The organism is Pseudoalteromonas galatheae (assembly GCF_005886105.2).
GTDB classification, from domain to species: domain Bacteria; phylum Pseudomonadota; class Gammaproteobacteria; order Enterobacterales; family Alteromonadaceae; genus Pseudoalteromonas; species Pseudoalteromonas galatheae.
Genome location: NZ_PNCO02000002.1, coordinates 430,818 through 447,250 on the forward strand (window position 1 = coordinate 430,818; position 16,433 = coordinate 447,250).

Consider the following 16,433-nt stretch of genomic DNA (forward strand, 5'->3'; position numbering starts at 1 on the left):
ATTAGTACCATATTACGCGGCGGTTTATACCGCCTCTACATTGAGTCTTTCTGCGAGTAGCTGGCGCTCAGTATTTAATCCTCTATAGTCTCTAAGTCCAGCGAGAAGCGCCCTGATTAATACTGTATCAGGGTTTTTACTTTGTAGTTGAGCTTCCAATAGAGTGATTGTGTGGTCTACGATCTCACGCTTTTGTGGTGTAAGTTTTAGCTTATGAGACTTCTCCTGGAGCTGTAAAAAAGCTTGTTGGACTTTTTGTTCGTGGAGTTGTTGTTTTTTGGCTTCGATCTCTTTTTGAGATGGGAAATCCTGCTCGGTTAACACCGGCGAAAGGGCTTGATTTGGTAGCGCTGTACAAATTGAGTCCATACACGACACTACCCAATTAACCAGCTTTTCAGTGTCGAAATCAATACCTTCAATCACGGGAAGCGAAAGGTAGTTAGCTATAATGCCATCAAGCGTCATCGCAAGGTCGGTTTTCCATGGACGAACTTGCTCGCCATAGTTTTCAAGTAAAAAACCTTCCTGTAGCGTAAGCCACGTTAAGCGAAATTCTTGATAGAACATAATTAAGTTATTTGAAAAGCTCAGTGACTCCTCCTGCAATAAGAGTTGAAACATCGCTTGGTACTGCTGTAAATCTTCGTGCTGGAAGCGGATTTGTTGTTTTAGCTTGGCAATTGGAGTCAAGTCATCACTTTCTAATATTGCTCTTATTTTATCTAGCAGATCCGCTGTTTGACGCTCAAAAACGGCTAATAGTAGTTCGTCTTTTGATTTAAAGTGTAGGTAGATAGCACCTTTCGAAATGCCCACTTTATTGGCGATGGTTTGCATGCTAAAGGCAATATCGCCCTCAGCTAAAAGTAACTGCTCCGCGCATGTGAGTATTAATTTCCGCTTATCAGACATAGCTCCTCCTGTTCACATTGCAGTATACAGTCAATTTAAAAATGACCAATAGGTCATTTTTAAATTGACTAAGTCCAAAAATAGGTCAATTATTATATTGTCTATTCAACGGGGACATCATAATTATGAACAATACATCATCTTTAATACAATTAGTCAGGCGCACGCGGCCAAGTCGACTATTACTATCAACTCTGATTTTGTTTACGCTCATTTCTAGTATTTTAGGTTTGTTGGTGCCTTTGCAAACGAAAAGATTGCTTGAAGAACTCGGAGAAAAAGGTCATTTTTCAAATGAACAGGTAGTCATATTAATTATGGTATTAGTATTTTCCGCTGTGCTAACAGGGTTGATGACTTACATCATGGGTAAAATTGGCAATGAGCAAAAGCTTAAGTTACGCGGAGACCTTTTTCAGCACCTCATTCGTTTGCCAGTTTCCTTCTTTGATAATACAAGGGCTGGGGAGCCCGCGAATCGTATAGTAAAAGACACTGAAATTATTGAAAACCTCGTGAGCGAGCAGTCTGTGTCTTTTATATCTGGTGTAGTTTCATTATTTGGTTCTTTTATTATTCTATGGTTTTTAGACTGGCAAATGACACTTGTAATGCTCGGTGCAGTGACGGCTAGTTTTCTGATCATCCTACCGTTTTCTGTCAGGCTGACGGATCTGTCTAAGTCATTACAAGACACTGAGGCCTCTATGTTAGGAAGGTTAACCGAGCTGTTTGCCAATATCCGCTTACTAAGAGCGCAAGGTGCAGAGAAAATAGAAGCTAAAAAGAATAACAATGAATTGAAATCACTGTATAAAACCGCAATGTCAGAACATACGCTTTTAGCTACCATGGGCGCATTGGTGAATTTAGTGATCATGGCTTCGATAGTGTTAGTACTGGGATTTGGTGCATCAAGGGTTGCCAACGGTGCGATGACGCTAGGCGCTTTTGTTGCGTTTATTATGTTTTTACTGAACATCGTGTTGCCGATGGGGCAGTTAAGTATGGTGGTAGCCGCGTTTAATAAAGCAAAAGGAGCGGCCGTTCGTATTAACGAGATCTTAGCTACAACACCAGTAAATGAGAGTGGTCATACGATTAACGTGACTGATAAGTCAATTTATGTTCGCAATTTATCTTTTAGCTATGCTGATGATAAACCAGTATTTAAAAGCTTGAGCTGTGAATTCTTAAGTGGAAAAACGACCGCTATTGTTGGGCCATCAGGAGTTGGTAAGTCTACACTCTTCGCTTTGTTGCAGGGCTTTTACCAAGCGCAGCGTGGTTACATTGAAATTGCTGGGCTTAATGTTGAAGAGCTAGACCGAGCCAATTTAAGAGCGCAAATTGGTTATGTTGCGCAAGAGAGCCCGCTGTTGTGCGGCACCTTATATGAAAACTTGGTCTACGGTACTGATGAGGCAATAGATGATGAACAATTACAGCATGCCATTGCCACGGCCGATTTAGCTGAGTTCATCGCGACACTACCTGATGGATTGAATACTCAAATTGGTGAGCGTGGTATTACTCTGTCTGGCGGACAAAGGCAAAGAGTTGCATTGGCGCGAGCACTATTAAAAGACCCAGCATTGCTGCTGTTGGATGAAGCAACGGCAAGCCTTGATTCGCAAAGTGAAGCCGCTATTCAAATTGCCCTGAAAAATGCAAAAAAAGGTCGTACTACAATTATTGCCGCGCATCGACTCAGTACGGTTATGGATGCTGATACTATTATCGTCATTAACAAAGGTGAGATTGAGTCACATGGAGATCACCAGTATCTGATGCAACACTCTTCGCTTTACCAAAGCTTAGTGAATAAACAGTTCAGCCTTCAAGCGGTAAGCTAATAACTTTGGTTGGGGTCCGCCAGTTGGATAGGTGGAAAGTGAATGAACAGTAATGTCATTAGTAAACGAAGCAATACTTTTTGATGTTTTTTTAAAATAATATAGCACTAAAAGTTTAGCTGTGATAAAAGTAGTTATATTTAACTAAGTGCTATTTTAGTTATTGGTTAAAAAGGATTGGTTTTTAGGGAAGACAAATTCAATTTCGTAGGTTTGTTTATGCCCCATAGAGTATCACACACAAGTTCGCATACCTCTATCCCGCTTATTATAGTGCTAACAAGCGTGTTGTTATTACTGACTTTACTGAGCTTTCCAAGCAAGAGCAAACAGTCTGAAGCAACCAATGTAGCAATACACAAGAGCGGCGCGATAAAGCATGATGTTCGCGCAAAAAAAATCAGAATGAAAAATTCTTAGTTACCTAAAGGTATCTAATGCACACCATCACCTTACACTTTGTAACAGTTCAGGGTTACAATTTTTTATCTATATAAAACAAATGTTTAATCATTTAAACTAATGCCGTTGTAAAAGTTCCACACGTATTCAGCTCATCATCTTACCTCTATAATTTGCTTATTATTTCTAACTCGGTATAGTTTGGCGTTGGCCAGAATAGTAATAATATTGCTCAGTCTATGAGCTCGGGACAAATTGGCCTTATTTCTCAGAGGCAGGTATGCAATTAATTCAGTTAAAGTCAGATGACCCACAAGTAGTCGCGGTGTTTTCTGAAATCGATAAGCTTATGAACAGCTTATATCCAATCGCAAGTGCACAGTCTTTATCAATAGAAGAAATTAACCAACCTAACGTGTATGCCGTTGGCTTACAAAATGAAGAGGGCATTGTAGCGTGTGGTGCGATTGTAAAGCAGTTTGATAAAACCTTATACGGTGAAATTAAGCGCTTATACGTAAAACCTAGCTATCGAGGTAAAGGGCTTTCTAAACGTATTATGCAAATTTTGCTTCACTATGCGGGTGAAGCGCAGATCCCGCTGATCCGGCTGGAAACCGGCTCTAAGCAAGCCAGTGCGATAAGTCTTTATGAGAGCTTGGGGTTTGAGCGGTGTGAGCGCTTTGGGATGTACCGCGACAACCCGTTAAGTGTCTTTATGGCGTTATCACTGAAATCTTAATGTTGTAAAGTAGGGATTATCAGTATCGGCAGAGATGCTTGTAATCTCTGCAAGCATCACAGTGACAGCTTGGCTTTCTTGTTCTAAAACTAAACACTCCTGTTTGTCGACTATGGCCGTGTTTTCGCACCTGCCACGCACAACGTCACCATCTTTCATCTCAATAGTAACCTTTAGGCGTTTTAGGCACGCTAGTTCAATATAATCATACTGTTGGCAACTGATCATAGATACGTCCTTATTGAGTAAAGCCACCTGCTTGTACAGGTGGCTTTTCAAACTAGGCTTATGCTTAAAGGGACTTAATTCCCATATTGTAAAGCGTAAAGCCATAAATATCGGCATACTGTTCAATCGTTTTGCTTATTGGTGTGCCTGCGCCGTGCCCGGCATTGGTTTCGATACGAATAAGCGTCGGATTTGGACCTGTGTGTTTGCTTTGTAGCTCAGCTGCAAACTTGTAAGAGTGTGCAGGTACTACGCGGTCGTCATGGTCACCTGTTGTGATCATGGTTGCCGGATAATTTACACCAGCCTTTACGTTATGCACAGGTGAATAACCTTTCAGGTATTCAAACATCTCTTTGTTGTCTTCCGCTGTACCGTAGTCGTAAGCCCAGCCAGCTCCAGCAGTAAAGGTGTGATAACGCAGCATATCAAGTACCCCAACCGCTGGCACTGCAACTTTGAATAGGTCTGGACGTTGCAACATCGTTGCACCTACTAACAAGCCACCGTTTGAACCGCCGTTAATTGCAAGCTTTTCACTTGAAGTATAGTTTTCGGATACTAAATATTCGCCTGCAGCAATAAAGTCATCAAAGACGTTTTGCTTCTGCATTTGAGTCCCTGCTTTGTGCCACTTTTTACCATACTCACCACCGCCACGTAAGTTTGCTACGGCATAAACACCACCCAGCTCTAACCAAGCTGCACGTGTCGGGCTAAAGTAAGGCTTAAGACTGACATTAAATCCACCGTAACCGTATAGTAGCGTTGGGTTATTACCATCTAACTTCAGCCCTTTTTTATGGGTGATGATCATCGGTACGCGGGTGCCATCTTTTGAGGTGTAAAAAACTTGCTTAGACACGTAAGCATCTGAATCAAAGTCTACTTTATCTGAGCTATATAATTCGCTGGTGCCTGACTTTGCATTGAAAGCAAAAATCGATCTTGGCGTTTTGTAGTTGGTGAATGAGTAATAGAGTACTTCGTCTTCTTCCTCACCACTAAAGCCACTCGCTGTACCTACTCCTGGAAGGGTGATATCACGGATCAGTTTACCTGTGAAATCATATTGTTTTACCAATGAAATTGCATCTTTGATGTAAGTTGCAAATAGGTAGCCAGAGCCAGTTGATACTGAAAGCACATTGTCGGTTTCCGGGATCACATCTTGCCAATTTTCTGGTTGTGGTTGCTTTGCATTGACTTTAACGATACGGCGATTCGGCGCATCTAAATTCGTGCTCAAGAACAATGTATCGCCTTCACTGTGGATAACGCTGGTATCAGAGTTGGTATGATCTAAAATCGTTACCCATTCACTATTGGGTTTGCTCAAATCACGAATAAATAGTTTGTTACCTGATGTCGACACTGCAGCAGAGATCACTAAGTACTTTTTGTCGTCTGTCACACCACCATAAATGTAGCGGTGCTTTTGCGCGTCAGTAGCACCAAAAATGACTTTGTCTTGAGCCTGGGGTGTTCCAATCTTGTGGTAATACACCTTATGTTGGTCAGTTTTTGCAGAAAGTTCGCTGCCTTTAGGCTTATCATAACTTGAGTAGTAAAAGCCTTCATTACCAAACCATGAGATACCGCTAAACTTCACGTCGACTAGAGTTTCACCGACCTGCTCCTTAGTTTCAGTGTTTAGTACAATTACTTTACGCCAGTCACTGCCACCTTCGGAAATTTGATAAGCGACTAATGAAGCATCTTTACTAAAACTTAAACCTGCAAGCGATGTTGTGCCATCGTCACTCATGGTGTTTGGATCTAAAAATACCTCAGTCTCACCACCTTCTTTTTGGCGGTACAAAACACTTTGGTTTTGCAGCCCATCATTTTTGTAGAAATAGGTATAGTTACCGTGCTTAAATGGTTGAGAAACACGCTCGTAATCAAGTAATTCAGTGAGGCGTTTTTCGATATCTTTACGATACGGAATTTGCGATAAATATGCTTGTGTTGCTTCGTTTTGTGCTTTTACCCAAGCTGCGGTTTCTGAACTTTTATCATCTTCTAACCAGCGGTATGGATCTGCCACTTGTGTACCAAAGTAACTGTCAACAACTTTGCCCATCTTAGTTGTTGGATATTTTACGGATTGCATTGAGGCTACATTATTCGATTGTTCGTTTTCTGTATTTACGCAGCCGACAAGTGCAAGGGCAATTGCTCCTGCTAGTATCTTTTTAATCATTACTGGGATCCCTATAAGTTATTTGAGCAGCAGCGCAGGTGTTTTTTCTTGCGTTTTACTCAGTAATAACACTTATCTATATAATACTTTTACTTTGTGCTCTCAGTATACAATTACTGTTCTGCACCACTATAATGGCTATTGATTGTAGTAGAGCCGTCATGTTTGTCTACAAATTGTAGACAAACACACGGGTTAGAAGGGTAAGCGGATGTTGACTTAGGCTCGTTGCTATTGTCTTTGCATAAAGATTGTGACTTCAGCCATTACAATGCCGAACTTTTCGATATAAGAGCGGTTGATTAGAGTGGTTTGATCAAAAGACCACATCCAATCATCAAAGTGTACTTCATAGCTGGTATCATCAACGGGTAAGTCCATTCTATACTGCCAATTCATTGCATTACCGAAGGTTTCACCCGATGCTGAATCGAGAATATCGTCGGCGCGGCCAGAATACTGATTGTTAGCTGCTTTTGTAATAGTCCAAATTCGTGTTTTCACGCCGTCACCGAGCAAATAGTTGAAGGTCTCATCTAAAACAAGCTCAGACTGGTCGTTGATTGAGCCTTTAATATCGACAGTAAATTGTTGGACTAAGTTACCATCTCTGTCTTGGACTATCCCCCATGCTTTTATGTCACCAACAAAAAACTCGTATGGATCGAACTGTGGTCTGAGCGTAGAGTATTTATTACCATCAATGCCGGAACTACAAGCAGATAATAAAAATAGGGTGAGTAACATCAAGATAGTACGCATTGTTTCTCCTTAGATTTGAAAAGTGTTCGAGTGCTGTTGCTGCCGGTATGTCTCGCTGAACAAAATAGCGAACTTAAAATTGAGAAAAAGACCATTAGTGATCATCGTATTAGGCCCAAAAGCTCGGATCGCATTGTCGGCTCGGAGGTTTTCTCACTAAGCCAAATGTCGAAAAATCGTGTAGTAAATTCCGAGTCTTTCACTTCACCAATGAGCTTGTCACCTTCATAAAACTGGGTATAACCGTCAAGTGTTCTTAAACCATATAGCACGGTACCTTCAGAAACGTCGGGAAATATTTTCACCATTTTTGTTAGCCATTGCTCACCTAGGCTTGAATTACTGAACCCTTGCTTTTGCATCTCTTTTAACGAGCGTTTTGCTATCTCTTTGCCATCAAGCGCGCGTAGATAATGTAATGCCAATACAAAAGGCTGTTCTTTAGAGTACACCCCTTGTGGAGCATAAAGGCTGGCGTCATAAACATCCCAAAACAGGTAGGTCATTCGACTTGTTTTGCCGACCTGTTGAGGGTTTTCTATAAATTGATTTACAACATCACTGGTACTTGCGAAACCCTGAGTGCTTAAAAACAACACCAAAAAGGCAAAGATGATCCTTTGCATATTAACCTCTTCCTGTATAAAAAACTGTTAGCCTTATATACGAACGAGCCGGAGTGTTTGTTCACTTTACTGCTGCCTGAAAGGTGCTGTCATCCCCCTTTACAATTTGCTAAGCTGGCTAAAACCTTCAACTAGGAGCCATTATGAGCCTTTCAATTCGCCCTGCAGAAGTGGCTGATGCTGCAACGATACTGCACTTTATCAACGAACTTGCAATTTATGAGAAAGAGCCGGATGCCGTGCTCAATACCGTAGAAGAAATAGAGCAAAAACTGTTCGGTAAAGAAGCCAGAGCACACAGCGTTATTTGTGAATTAGATGGTGAAGCAATCGGATTCGCAGTGTATTTCTTTAATTATTCTACTTGGCTTGGCAAGCATGGACTTTATCTTGAAGACTTATATGTGTCACAAGACAAACGCGGTGTTGGTGCAGGTAAAGGGATCATGAAGTACCTAGCAAGACTTGCACTACAAAAGGACTGCGGTCGCTTTGAGTGGGTGGTACTTGACTGGAACAAACCATCAATCGATTTTTATGAAAGCATCGGTGCTAAAGCACAAAATGAATGGATTATTTATCGCCTAACAGGGCAAGAGCTCATCGATTTTGCTGAGTAAGTATAGGGAAGTTTATTGGTTTGTTGGCTATACATTATTTGAAGAGAAACCCCCGTTCTTTAACAATTGAGCCGAGTAAACATACGTAGAATTTGTACCCAATATTTTTGGTGAACATTGCAATGGTGATTTTTGCCAATAGAAACAATGAGATATTTTTAGAGTGTTCCCCGCAGACGCGGGGCTAAACCGCACTGCATAGCTGTTTGAAATATTCATCTGGAGTGTTCCCCGCAGACGCGGGGCTAAACCGAGCTGCTTGCTTTATTACGTAAATCACTCGGTGTGTTCCCCGCAGACGCGGGGCTAAACCGTATTATTTCTATGTTTAGTATTGGGAGTCCGACGTGTTCCCCGCAGACGCGGGGCTAAACCGGCTTAAAATAATTAAAAGCCAACTCTACGAAAGTGTTCCCCGCAGACGCGGGGCTAAACCGGTAATGTTTTATAATCAATTGCATTCAAAATAGTGTTCCCCGCAGACGCGGGGCTAAACCGTTGAGGCTAATTATTGAGTCAGAGCTTGAGGCGTGTTCCCCGCAGACGCGGGGCTAAACCGTTGAGGCTAATTATTGAGTCAGAGCTTGAGGCGTGTTCCCCGCAGACGCGGGGCTAAACCGACTTGAGGCCAAGCGCCAACGCAAAGCCAAGGGTGTTCCCCGCAGACGCGGGGCTAAACCGTGATAAATAAAATCACAAACTGATATAATTTAGTGTTCCCCGCAGACGCGGGGCTAAACCGTACCACGGCCTCAGCAATCTAGTTGCGCCATAGTGTTCCCCGCAGACGCGGGGCTAAACCGGATCTCAACTGGATATTTTTTCAGTTCAACTTGTGTTCCCCGCAGACGCGGGGCTAAACCGAGTGTACAATGAGCTTGTATATCTTATCTTGCGTGTTCCCCGCAGACGCGGGGCTAAACCGCAGGCGGGGGTTCAGGTTACGTATGATCTGGAATGTTCCCCGCAGACGCGGGGCTAAACCGAAATAACCAATGCACAGAGTGACCACAACCACGTGTTCCCCGCAGACGCGGGGCTAAACCGGTAATTTTACCGCAGAAAACGGCAGAGTTTACGTGTTCCCCGCAGACGCGGGGCTAAACCGTTAGTCAACACATCGAGCAATTATGAAAGTTGGTGTTCCCCGCAGACGCGGGGCTAAACCGCCGTTATAGTTCACCCCAATTTCTGCGCGGGCGTGTTCCCCGCAGACGCGGGGCTAAACCTTGTTCTCACTCATTAGTAAACTCCACAATTTCGTGTTCCCCGCAGACGCGGGGCTAAACCGCGACTACTCCAACGGTATTCTATTGGCAACTCGTGTTCCCCGCAGACGCGGGGCTAAACCGTGCGTCATCCGTATCGATTTAGATTTTGTTAAGTGTTCCCCGCAGACGCGGGGCTAACCAGTAGAACATTTTAGTAGGAAAGCTGTGGTGAGTAGCTTGGCTGGAAGTGGCGGCAGGGCGAGACTCGAACTCACATCATATATAAACTGCATATAACCGTTACCCATTGGAAACACTGCCGCCATAGTTGGTTATTAATCAACCATCAAAAAAGTGCTAGCGTGATCTCACTGTTAGTTTGTCTCAGGTCAATGACTTACTTTGTTTGTTTTGATACATTTATTTTACGAAATTTTTACCAGAGTGTTTTATGCAGGCTAAGGAAGAGCTGTATTTTAGATATATTGAAGCGGCATTGTTTTGGCAGGGAGAAATCCAGACCGGTACTTTCCAGAGTAAATTTAAGCTTTCACGGCCCAGCGCGCGACGTTATGTCACCGACTTTATTGAGCGTTATCAGATTGCCGCAAGCTACAATGAGTCTGAGAAAGCTTATGTGCTGGCAAGCCCCTTTACACCTAACTACATCTCTCAGGATTTTACTGAGTATACTAGTCTCACCGGGGAACAGTACGTCCACAACTTGAGCTCTTTCACCATCACAGCGCTGGCACTACCACACAGAAAGCTCAATCCAACCATTTTGCGGCCCATATTGAATGCCTGTCGGCGGCAAAGTGTGCTGGATATTCGCTATCAGTCTATAAAAGAAGGCGGTGAAACCGAGCGCGTGATCCACCCTCATACCTTGATCAACTCTGGGCTGCGGTATCACCTGAGAGCCTACAGTGAGAAAGTCGAAGGCTTCAGAGACTTTTCATTATCGCGTATCGTCTCAGCCTCCCCAGAATTTATCAGCAAAGCACAAAAATACAAAAAAGACGACGAAGCCTGGCTGCAGGAAGTCACTTTAACCATAATCCCCGATCCAAGACTCAGCGAGTATGCCCAGCAAGTTATCGCCCACGACTTTGATATGCACAACCACCAAAAGCAAATTAAAACCAACGCTGCATTGATCAATTACCTGATCAGCATTTTGAGGTTAGATGTTCAGCACCCACATCCAGAAGCGCAGCAAATTGTGATGGAACCGGCTTGCTATCGGGAACTGAGGGCTAGGGGGTTGCTATGGAATGGTTGAAGGTGCTGGCCGAGCAATTCGACCAGCGGCCCCGTATAACGGGGAACTACTGAAGTGTCTTAACTTCTACGGTTCATCCCTAAAATCAAGGGAAGTCATTATTATACATGAGTTTGACAAGAATCCCACTCTCACATGAATTTTATAAAGTGAGTTAATTTCTACTTGTTTTTTTTCTTCTTGGCTGTAAATTGTACATCTGAGGTAACTCACACTGAACTAAAGGAGATATCATTGAATTTTCGGTACCTTGCAAAACTAGTTACGGCGTTAAGTAATTCTGATTCAAAAACAAAAGTTATATTTGGTTTAATTGCCACTGCTTTTGTGTTTGGCTCCGCAGGCTACTTCTTGAATACCGTAAGCCAAATATTTCTGTAGAAAACATAGTTGCCAGTATGTAGTCGGCAACTTTCAACTCGACCTATAAAATTTTTTACTGGTTGCAATCGCAGGATTGTCGGTATTTTATTTGCGTCGTAAGCTGAGTGTATTGAAAACAAGGAAGTAACAGTGTGAGTGATTTTAATAGCGAGATTTTTCAGTTCTGGGGCAAGGCCGACGAACAAAATACTTTACCCGCAGTGTGTCATATGCTGGATGTTGCCTTTGTGGCCCGGGCGATTATTCTCAAGCTGGCAGCTCAGGAGCGGGCTATTTTACTCAAACCGTTTTTAGCTATTGAAGGCGTTGATGAAGATACGGCGATTGCTATGGTAGTACTGCTTATTGCCCTGCATGATATTGGTAAGATCACACCGGGTTTTCAGTTTAAGTTGCAGGACCGGGTAAAGGGCTTGTTTGACATTAACACATTCAAGGTGTGTGGAGACGCGGAGACCAAACATGGCAATTCAGGATTTGTTATTTTACATGACTACTTTAGTGGACAGTATGATGTAGATAAGAGTGTTGCGAGAGTAATATTTTCTGCGGTTGCCAGTCACCATGGTGTATTTGTAGCGAATAAAAAACAATGTGGTTTGTGCGGCAGTGAGCAATGGAGTGAAGTGCAGATCAATGCGATAGAATGGTTAGCCGACTACTTTTCCATTGACCTTTATCTATTTAACCAGCTTGCAGCTCAAACCTTAACGCCAGCCTGGTATTCATATATGGCTGGACTTTGTTCGGTTGCTGATTGGATTGGTTCAGATGAATCACAGTTTAGGTATTGCAAAGCAACAGAATACAATGCTGTGCAAAGAATGGATATTGCCAATGCGCTTGTTGGCTTTTTAAATATTAAGCATGTCACAGCTTCAAATAACAAAGCAGATTTCATAGATGTTTTTGGTTTTAAGCCTAATGCTTTGCAATTAAAGGTATTAGAGCTTATCAAGCTAAATGAGCTGCCATGGCTCTCGATTATTGAAAGCGGTATGGGGAGTGGTAAAACAGAAGCGGCGCAGGTTTTAGCCGATCATTTCATACGCCACCTAGGCCACTCGGGTTTGTATGTGGCCATGCCATCACAAGCGACAGCAAATCAGTTATTCAAACGGACTTTAAGGTTACTCAAAAAAGATGTGCTTGGGTATCAGAATATAGAAACCCACTTAAAACACAGCAACGCAGATTTTGAGCCGCAATATGAAGCATTAAAGTTAAAAAGTATCGACTATCAGCATCAACAAAACACCACTTCCTCAGTGGTAGCAAATCAATGGTTCACATCAAAAAAGCATGGCTTACTGGCTGGTGCATGTGTAGGGACTATTGACCAGTTGCTAATGGCTGCAATGCGCTATAAGCATAATTTTGTCAGACTATTTGGACTCTCAAATAAAGTTCTGATACTGGACGAGGTGCATTCATTACAGAGCTTTCAGATAGATTTGCTTAAAAATACGCTGCACTGGATGGCCAAGCTTAATGTCAGAGTTATCATACTTTCTGCAACTTTGCCCCGAACTATGTTGGTTGAGCTGGTTCAGGCGTATGGGCAAGCATCTGAAACAGAAATTGAAGTAGAAGATAAACCCTATCCAAGGATCACTACTTATAGTTCAGGTGCTTTGGCGAAGTCTCACACAATTATAGAAACTGAGAGTGATAGTAAAAAAGAAGACCTAACCAGCCCTCCCAGAACATACAAGATAAAGCTGCACTCAACGTCTCCAAAGTTGTGTATCAGTAATATGGCAAATGATGTTCTAACGACAGCCAATAATGCAGGTTGTGGTGTGTTTGTTTGTATTTTGAATACTGTTGATAAAGTTCAGGAAATGTCCAGGCTCATTGCAAGACATTGCAGCGAAAGTGGTGGTCGTGTTGAGTATCTAACTTTTCATGCAAAGTATCCATTAGCCACACGTTTGTCCATTGAGGAGATGATTGAATATCAGGTTGGCAAACATCCTGCGGACCATCGTAGCATCAACCCTAACCGACCAGTAAAGAATAAATGTTTGATCCTAATAGGGAGTCAGGTCCTGGAACAAAGTTTGGATTATGATGCATGCGAGATGTTTACCCAAATTGCACCAATTGATCTGCTCTTGCAAAGAGTTGGCCGTGTTTGGCGTCATCAAATTAATAACACTGCTCGCTCTAAGTTTATCAAAACACCCACGTTAAATATCTACCTGCCATCAATGGATAAAACTCCCGAGGACTATGGAGAATGGTTTGGTCACGGTGAAGTGTTTATCTACCCCTCACATCTACTGGCTGTAACAACTCGCTTGCTTTGGGAGAAGAATGAGCCAGTTGGTGGGGGCGGCTTTGACATTAATATTAATAGCGATATGGATTCATGGATCAATAAAGCCTATGCCGATGTCGACCAACAAATAACCTGGCTCGAGCAGGAATACGACAAGGCATTTGAATTCAGGCTGGATAAGCGGACGCAATATACTTTGGCTAAAGAGATGATGTTTGATGCGGATAAGTCGAGCGTCAGGGCTCTATTAAAGTACACGAATAGTGAAATTGAAAACGATGACATTGTCCTCAGTACACGTTTAACCAGTGTCAGCGTTCAATTGATTTTTCTTGTTGATAACGGAGAAAGTGTGCTTGTTCCGGTCACAGAGTTTTCGCCCTATACACAAAATGTGCAAGCGTTTAACAAAGGGGCAAAGGAATATGCAGAATCAGAAGCGATTGATTGGCAAGCTGGAGAAAGGCTTAAAAAAGCAGATATTGCTCGTTTAAAGCAGGCACAAATATCACTGAGCCACGCCAAGTGGGTGGCGCACTTTAAGGAGCAAGAAGAGTGCTGGCCGTTTGGTTTTATTGCTAAAGAAACCTGGCGACGTTCGCCAACACTGTTTAACTGTATTCCAGTTGTGTTGGGTCAAGACTTATCTTACTCCAATAGTGAGTTGGGAGTGCTCAGGTTAGATCCTAAATTTGGGCTTAAAGTGGATAGAAGAAAAGTTTAAAAGTGGAGTTTCCGGTTTTGTTAAAGGTGGCAGTAACACTGCGAAGCTTTGTCCAAAATTAATTAAATTGGTAAGCAATAATTGGTTTACTTACAGAGAGTGAGGGAATATGAAATACGATTTATTAACTGAAAGCTGGATACCAGCCCTAGATTTACAGGGGGTAACCAACGAATACTCAATACTATCTTTGTTTGAGGCAGCCCCAAAGTTAAAGCGGATAGTGCACGAAAAGCCGCTTGTAGTGGCATCGGTACAACGCTTATTACTGGCAATCTTGTATCGCAGTTATGGCTACCTGGAACCGGACGAGTGGGATGAGGTTTTTGCAGCTGGAGAGTTCGATGAGCAAATCTCCAGCTATCTTGGCTCGCCTAAGTGCGTAGAGCGGTTTGACCTTTTTTCAGAAACAAACCCCTTCTTTCAAACAGCAAACTTCACGAAAGAAAAGGGCGTAACAACATCGGTCAAAAAGCTCTCTCCTGATCTGGCGAGCGGTAACAATAAAACCCTATTCAATCATATTGCTGATAATCATGAGTTCTCACTACCGGCAAATGAAGCCGCACTTCAGCTACTTGTTTGTCAATATTTTAGCTTGGGCGGTGGGGTGAGTGGCAGTTCGGTACAGTTTGGTAAGCACCCAAACCTGACCAGTGCCCCATTAGTTGGCGGTGCAGTTGTAATGGTGGAGGGCGAAAACCTGTTCCAAACTTTGATGCTCAATTTACATATGCCAAAAAATGAAGAGTGGCTTGAGCGCAAAACGGACCTGCCTATATGGGAGCAAAATGAGCCTGAGCAGCCTCAGGCTCGTGAAATGCGAGGGTTGAGCGATTACCTTACTTGGCGTGCTCGTCATGTGCGTTTACTGCCCCAGAAAGATGGCAGCGTTGCCCGCATGTTCATAGCACAGGGATTACCTAATCCAAAAGAAATGGAGCAGGAGCCTTACTTCGCTTACCGTCTTAATAAAGAGCAAAAGAAATTGCCGATTAGATTGAGTTTTGAGCGAGCCTGTTGGCGAGATACGGCTAATTTATTGCAATATGCCAGGTCGACTAAAGTGGGTATAGAGCCCACAGATTTAAGGCCCGCTGGTATCCAATTGCTTGCTGCGGAAGATAATGAACTAATTGATAAGCTTCGTCTTAATTGTCAGTTAATTGGTTTAGATAATAACAAAGCCAACCCCTTATGTTGGTTTGAAGAGCGTTTGCCACTTGCGATTAATTTGATCGAAAAAGACCAAGTACAAAAGAACAAGTACAGTGCGCATCTGGTTAAAGGCCTGGAAATCGCAGAGGCCATTCATAGTCAGCTTATGAGTGCAGTAAGAACTTTTGCTTCTCATCTGCTACCAGATGGCGCCAGGACACAAGATATTTCAACAAAGGTTGAGTCGATCAACCCTGCACGTTTCTACTGGCCCAAGCTCAATGAGTCGTTTGAACAATTTATTTGGGCATTAAGTAATAACAGTGAAGAGGCCAAATCTAGTTGGCGTAAAGTGTGCCAGGAAATTGCCTTTGCTGCATTCGAAGGTGCAACACATAGCTGGTGCTATGGTGGAGTTAGAGCGCAAAAGGGCTTGAGTATCGCTAAGCAACAGCTAGAAGAATCGCTATACGGAAGAACGTGGCGGCGTCACGTTTACTGGAGTCAGGATACTCAGGAAATCATCAGGCAGTTATATCAGTGGGGTAATCCAGATTACCCGAAAAGGGATATTCTGGCTGCGCTTAGGAAGTCTCTGGATCTGCAAAAAGGCTCTCAACTGCCGGCGATATCTTACTTAGGGCCATTACTTTCCAGTGAAGATGAGCGCTCCAAAGTGCAGGCTTTTGTTGCTGGTTTATTTGCAAGTCACGCCACAGTGTATCAAGAAGCACAACATAGCAGTTTTGGTCACATTTGGTATCAGGTGGATAAAGATCAACGCCCTGGCATGAGCTTTCGCTTTGAGTGCCTGCTGGAGGCCAAAGGCGAGCAATTAAAACAAACGCTGCGCCAGATGGTCCAGATCCTGAAAAGCAAAGATATTGCCATTGATTACAGCACCTTGATGGAAGATCTCTATCACTGGGATAGCGACGACAAACGCATTCAACTTAAATGGGCCAGAGATTACTGGGCCAAACCAACTCAATCCGATGAGTCTACAGACTCAGCAGACGCGACAAATTAA

At 43.0% G+C, this 16,433-nt stretch carries 11 protein-coding genes and 1 CRISPR repeat array; of the genes, 6 read left to right on the plus strand and 5 right to left on the minus strand.

The genetic code is table 11. The annotated features are described in order from the left end of the window. Positions 1-24: 24 nt before the first annotated feature. On the minus strand, positions 25-915 hold the full coding sequence (locus CWC29_RS19945; protein ID WP_128726148.1) for a TetR/AcrR family transcriptional regulator: 891 nt from the start codon (positions 913-915) through the stop codon (positions 25-27). A 125-nt stretch (positions 916-1,040) separates the two neighbouring features. Between CWC29_RS19945 and CWC29_RS19950 the strand changes: the two genes are divergently transcribed. Both CWC29_RS19950 and CWC29_RS19955 read left to right on the plus strand, forming a co-directional pair. Continuing rightward, complete coding sequence (locus CWC29_RS19950) at positions 1,041-2,771, plus strand: ABC transporter ATP-binding protein (RefSeq protein ID WP_138524866.1); 1,731 nt, start codon at positions 1,041-1,043, stop codon at positions 2,769-2,771. Between the two features lie 682 nt (positions 2,772-3,453). Continuing rightward, positions 3,454-3,915 carry a GNAT family N-acetyltransferase gene (locus CWC29_RS19955; protein ID WP_010603965.1) on the plus strand — a complete coding sequence of 154 codons (462 nt, stop codon included), beginning with the start codon at positions 3,454-3,456 and terminating at the stop codon, positions 3,913-3,915. Here the strand turns inward: CWC29_RS19955 and CWC29_RS19960 are convergent. The 4 genes from CWC29_RS19960 to CWC29_RS19975 all read right to left on the minus strand — a co-directional run bounded on the left by CWC29_RS19960 (position 3,901) and on the right by CWC29_RS19975 (position 7,737). Beyond that, positions 3,901-4,143: a Rho-binding antiterminator gene (locus CWC29_RS19960; RefSeq protein ID WP_128726145.1), complete on the minus strand. Its 243-nt coding sequence runs from the start codon at positions 4,141-4,143 to the stop codon at positions 3,901-3,903. The genes CWC29_RS19955 and CWC29_RS19960 overlap by 15 nt on opposite strands. A 64-nt stretch (positions 4,144-4,207) precedes the next feature. After that, positions 4,208-6,349, minus strand: coding sequence for a prolyl oligopeptidase family serine peptidase (locus CWC29_RS19965; protein WP_128726144.1), 2,142 nt, complete (start codon positions 6,347-6,349; stop codon positions 4,208-4,210). A 231-nt stretch (positions 6,350-6,580) separates the two neighbouring features. Continuing rightward, a complete protein-coding gene (locus tag CWC29_RS19970) occupies positions 6,581-7,111 on the minus strand; it encodes a DUF3833 family protein (protein ID WP_128726143.1) in 531 nt (176 codons plus the stop codon). A 101-nt stretch (positions 7,112-7,212) separates the two neighbouring features. Further along, positions 7,213-7,737 carry a chalcone isomerase family protein gene (locus CWC29_RS19975; RefSeq protein WP_128726142.1) on the minus strand — a complete coding sequence of 175 codons (525 nt, stop codon included), beginning with the start codon at positions 7,735-7,737 and terminating at the stop codon, positions 7,213-7,215. 143 nt (positions 7,738-7,880) lie between these two features. On the opposite strand from CWC29_RS19975, the gene CWC29_RS19980 reads away from it, so the two are divergent. The 4 genes from CWC29_RS19980 (at position 7,881) to casA (ending at position 16,433) form a co-directional block, all read left to right on the plus strand. Further along, the gene (locus CWC29_RS19980) at positions 7,881-8,357 is read left to right on the plus strand and encodes a GNAT family N-acetyltransferase (protein ID WP_088532761.1); all 477 of its coding nucleotides are present in this window, start codon (positions 7,881-7,883) and stop codon (positions 8,355-8,357) included. Between the two features lie 163 nt (positions 8,358-8,520). Next, positions 8,521-9,770: a CRISPR direct-repeat array (repeat unit 29 nt; unit sequence GTGTTCCCCGCAGACGCGGGGCTAAACCG). Positions 9,771-10,019: 249 nt separating this feature from the next. Continuing rightward, the gene (locus tag CWC29_RS19985) at positions 10,020-10,853 is read left to right on the plus strand and encodes a helix-turn-helix transcriptional regulator (RefSeq protein ID WP_138523318.1); all 834 of its coding nucleotides are present in this window, start codon (positions 10,020-10,022) and stop codon (positions 10,851-10,853) included. Positions 10,854-11,368: 515 nt separating this feature from the next. Continuing rightward, positions 11,369-14,245 (plus strand): CRISPR-associated helicase Cas3', encoded by a 2,877-nt coding sequence (gene cas3, locus CWC29_RS19990; protein WP_138523316.1) that lies wholly within the window; start codon positions 11,369-11,371, stop codon positions 14,243-14,245. Positions 14,246-14,354: 109 nt separating this feature from the next. After that, complete coding sequence (gene casA / locus CWC29_RS19995; protein ID WP_138523314.1) at positions 14,355-16,433, plus strand: type I-E CRISPR-associated protein Cse1/CasA; 2,079 nt, start codon at positions 14,355-14,357, stop codon at positions 16,431-16,433.

Coding starts and splice junctions, on each gene's coding strand:
- CWC29_RS19945 (WP_128726148.1), bottom strand. CDS start 915: ATGTCTGATAAGCGGAAATTAATACTCACATGCGCGGAGCAGTTACTT.
- CWC29_RS19950 (WP_138524866.1), top strand. CDS start 1,041: ATGAACAATACATCATCTTTAATACAATTAGTCAGGCGCACGCGGCCA.
- CWC29_RS19955 (WP_010603965.1), top strand. CDS start 3,454: ATGCAATTAATTCAGTTAAAGTCAGATGACCCACAAGTAGTCGCGGTG.
- CWC29_RS19960 (WP_128726145.1), bottom strand. CDS start 4,143: ATGATCAGTTGCCAACAGTATGATTATATTGAACTAGCGTGCCTAAAA.
- CWC29_RS19965 (WP_128726144.1), bottom strand. CDS start 6,349: ATGATTAAAAAGATACTAGCAGGAGCAATTGCCCTTGCACTTGTCGGC.
- CWC29_RS19970 (WP_128726143.1), bottom strand. CDS start 7,111: ATGCGTACTATCTTGATGTTACTCACCCTATTTTTATTATCTGCTTGT.
- CWC29_RS19975 (WP_128726142.1), bottom strand. CDS start 7,737: ATGCAAAGGATCATCTTTGCCTTTTTGGTGTTGTTTTTAAGCACTCAG.
- CWC29_RS19980 (WP_088532761.1), top strand. CDS start 7,881: ATGAGCCTTTCAATTCGCCCTGCAGAAGTGGCTGATGCTGCAACGATA.
- CWC29_RS19985 (WP_138523318.1), top strand. CDS start 10,020: ATGCAGGCTAAGGAAGAGCTGTATTTTAGATATATTGAAGCGGCATTG.
- casA (WP_138523314.1), top strand. CDS start 14,355: ATGAAATACGATTTATTAACTGAAAGCTGGATACCAGCCCTAGATTTA.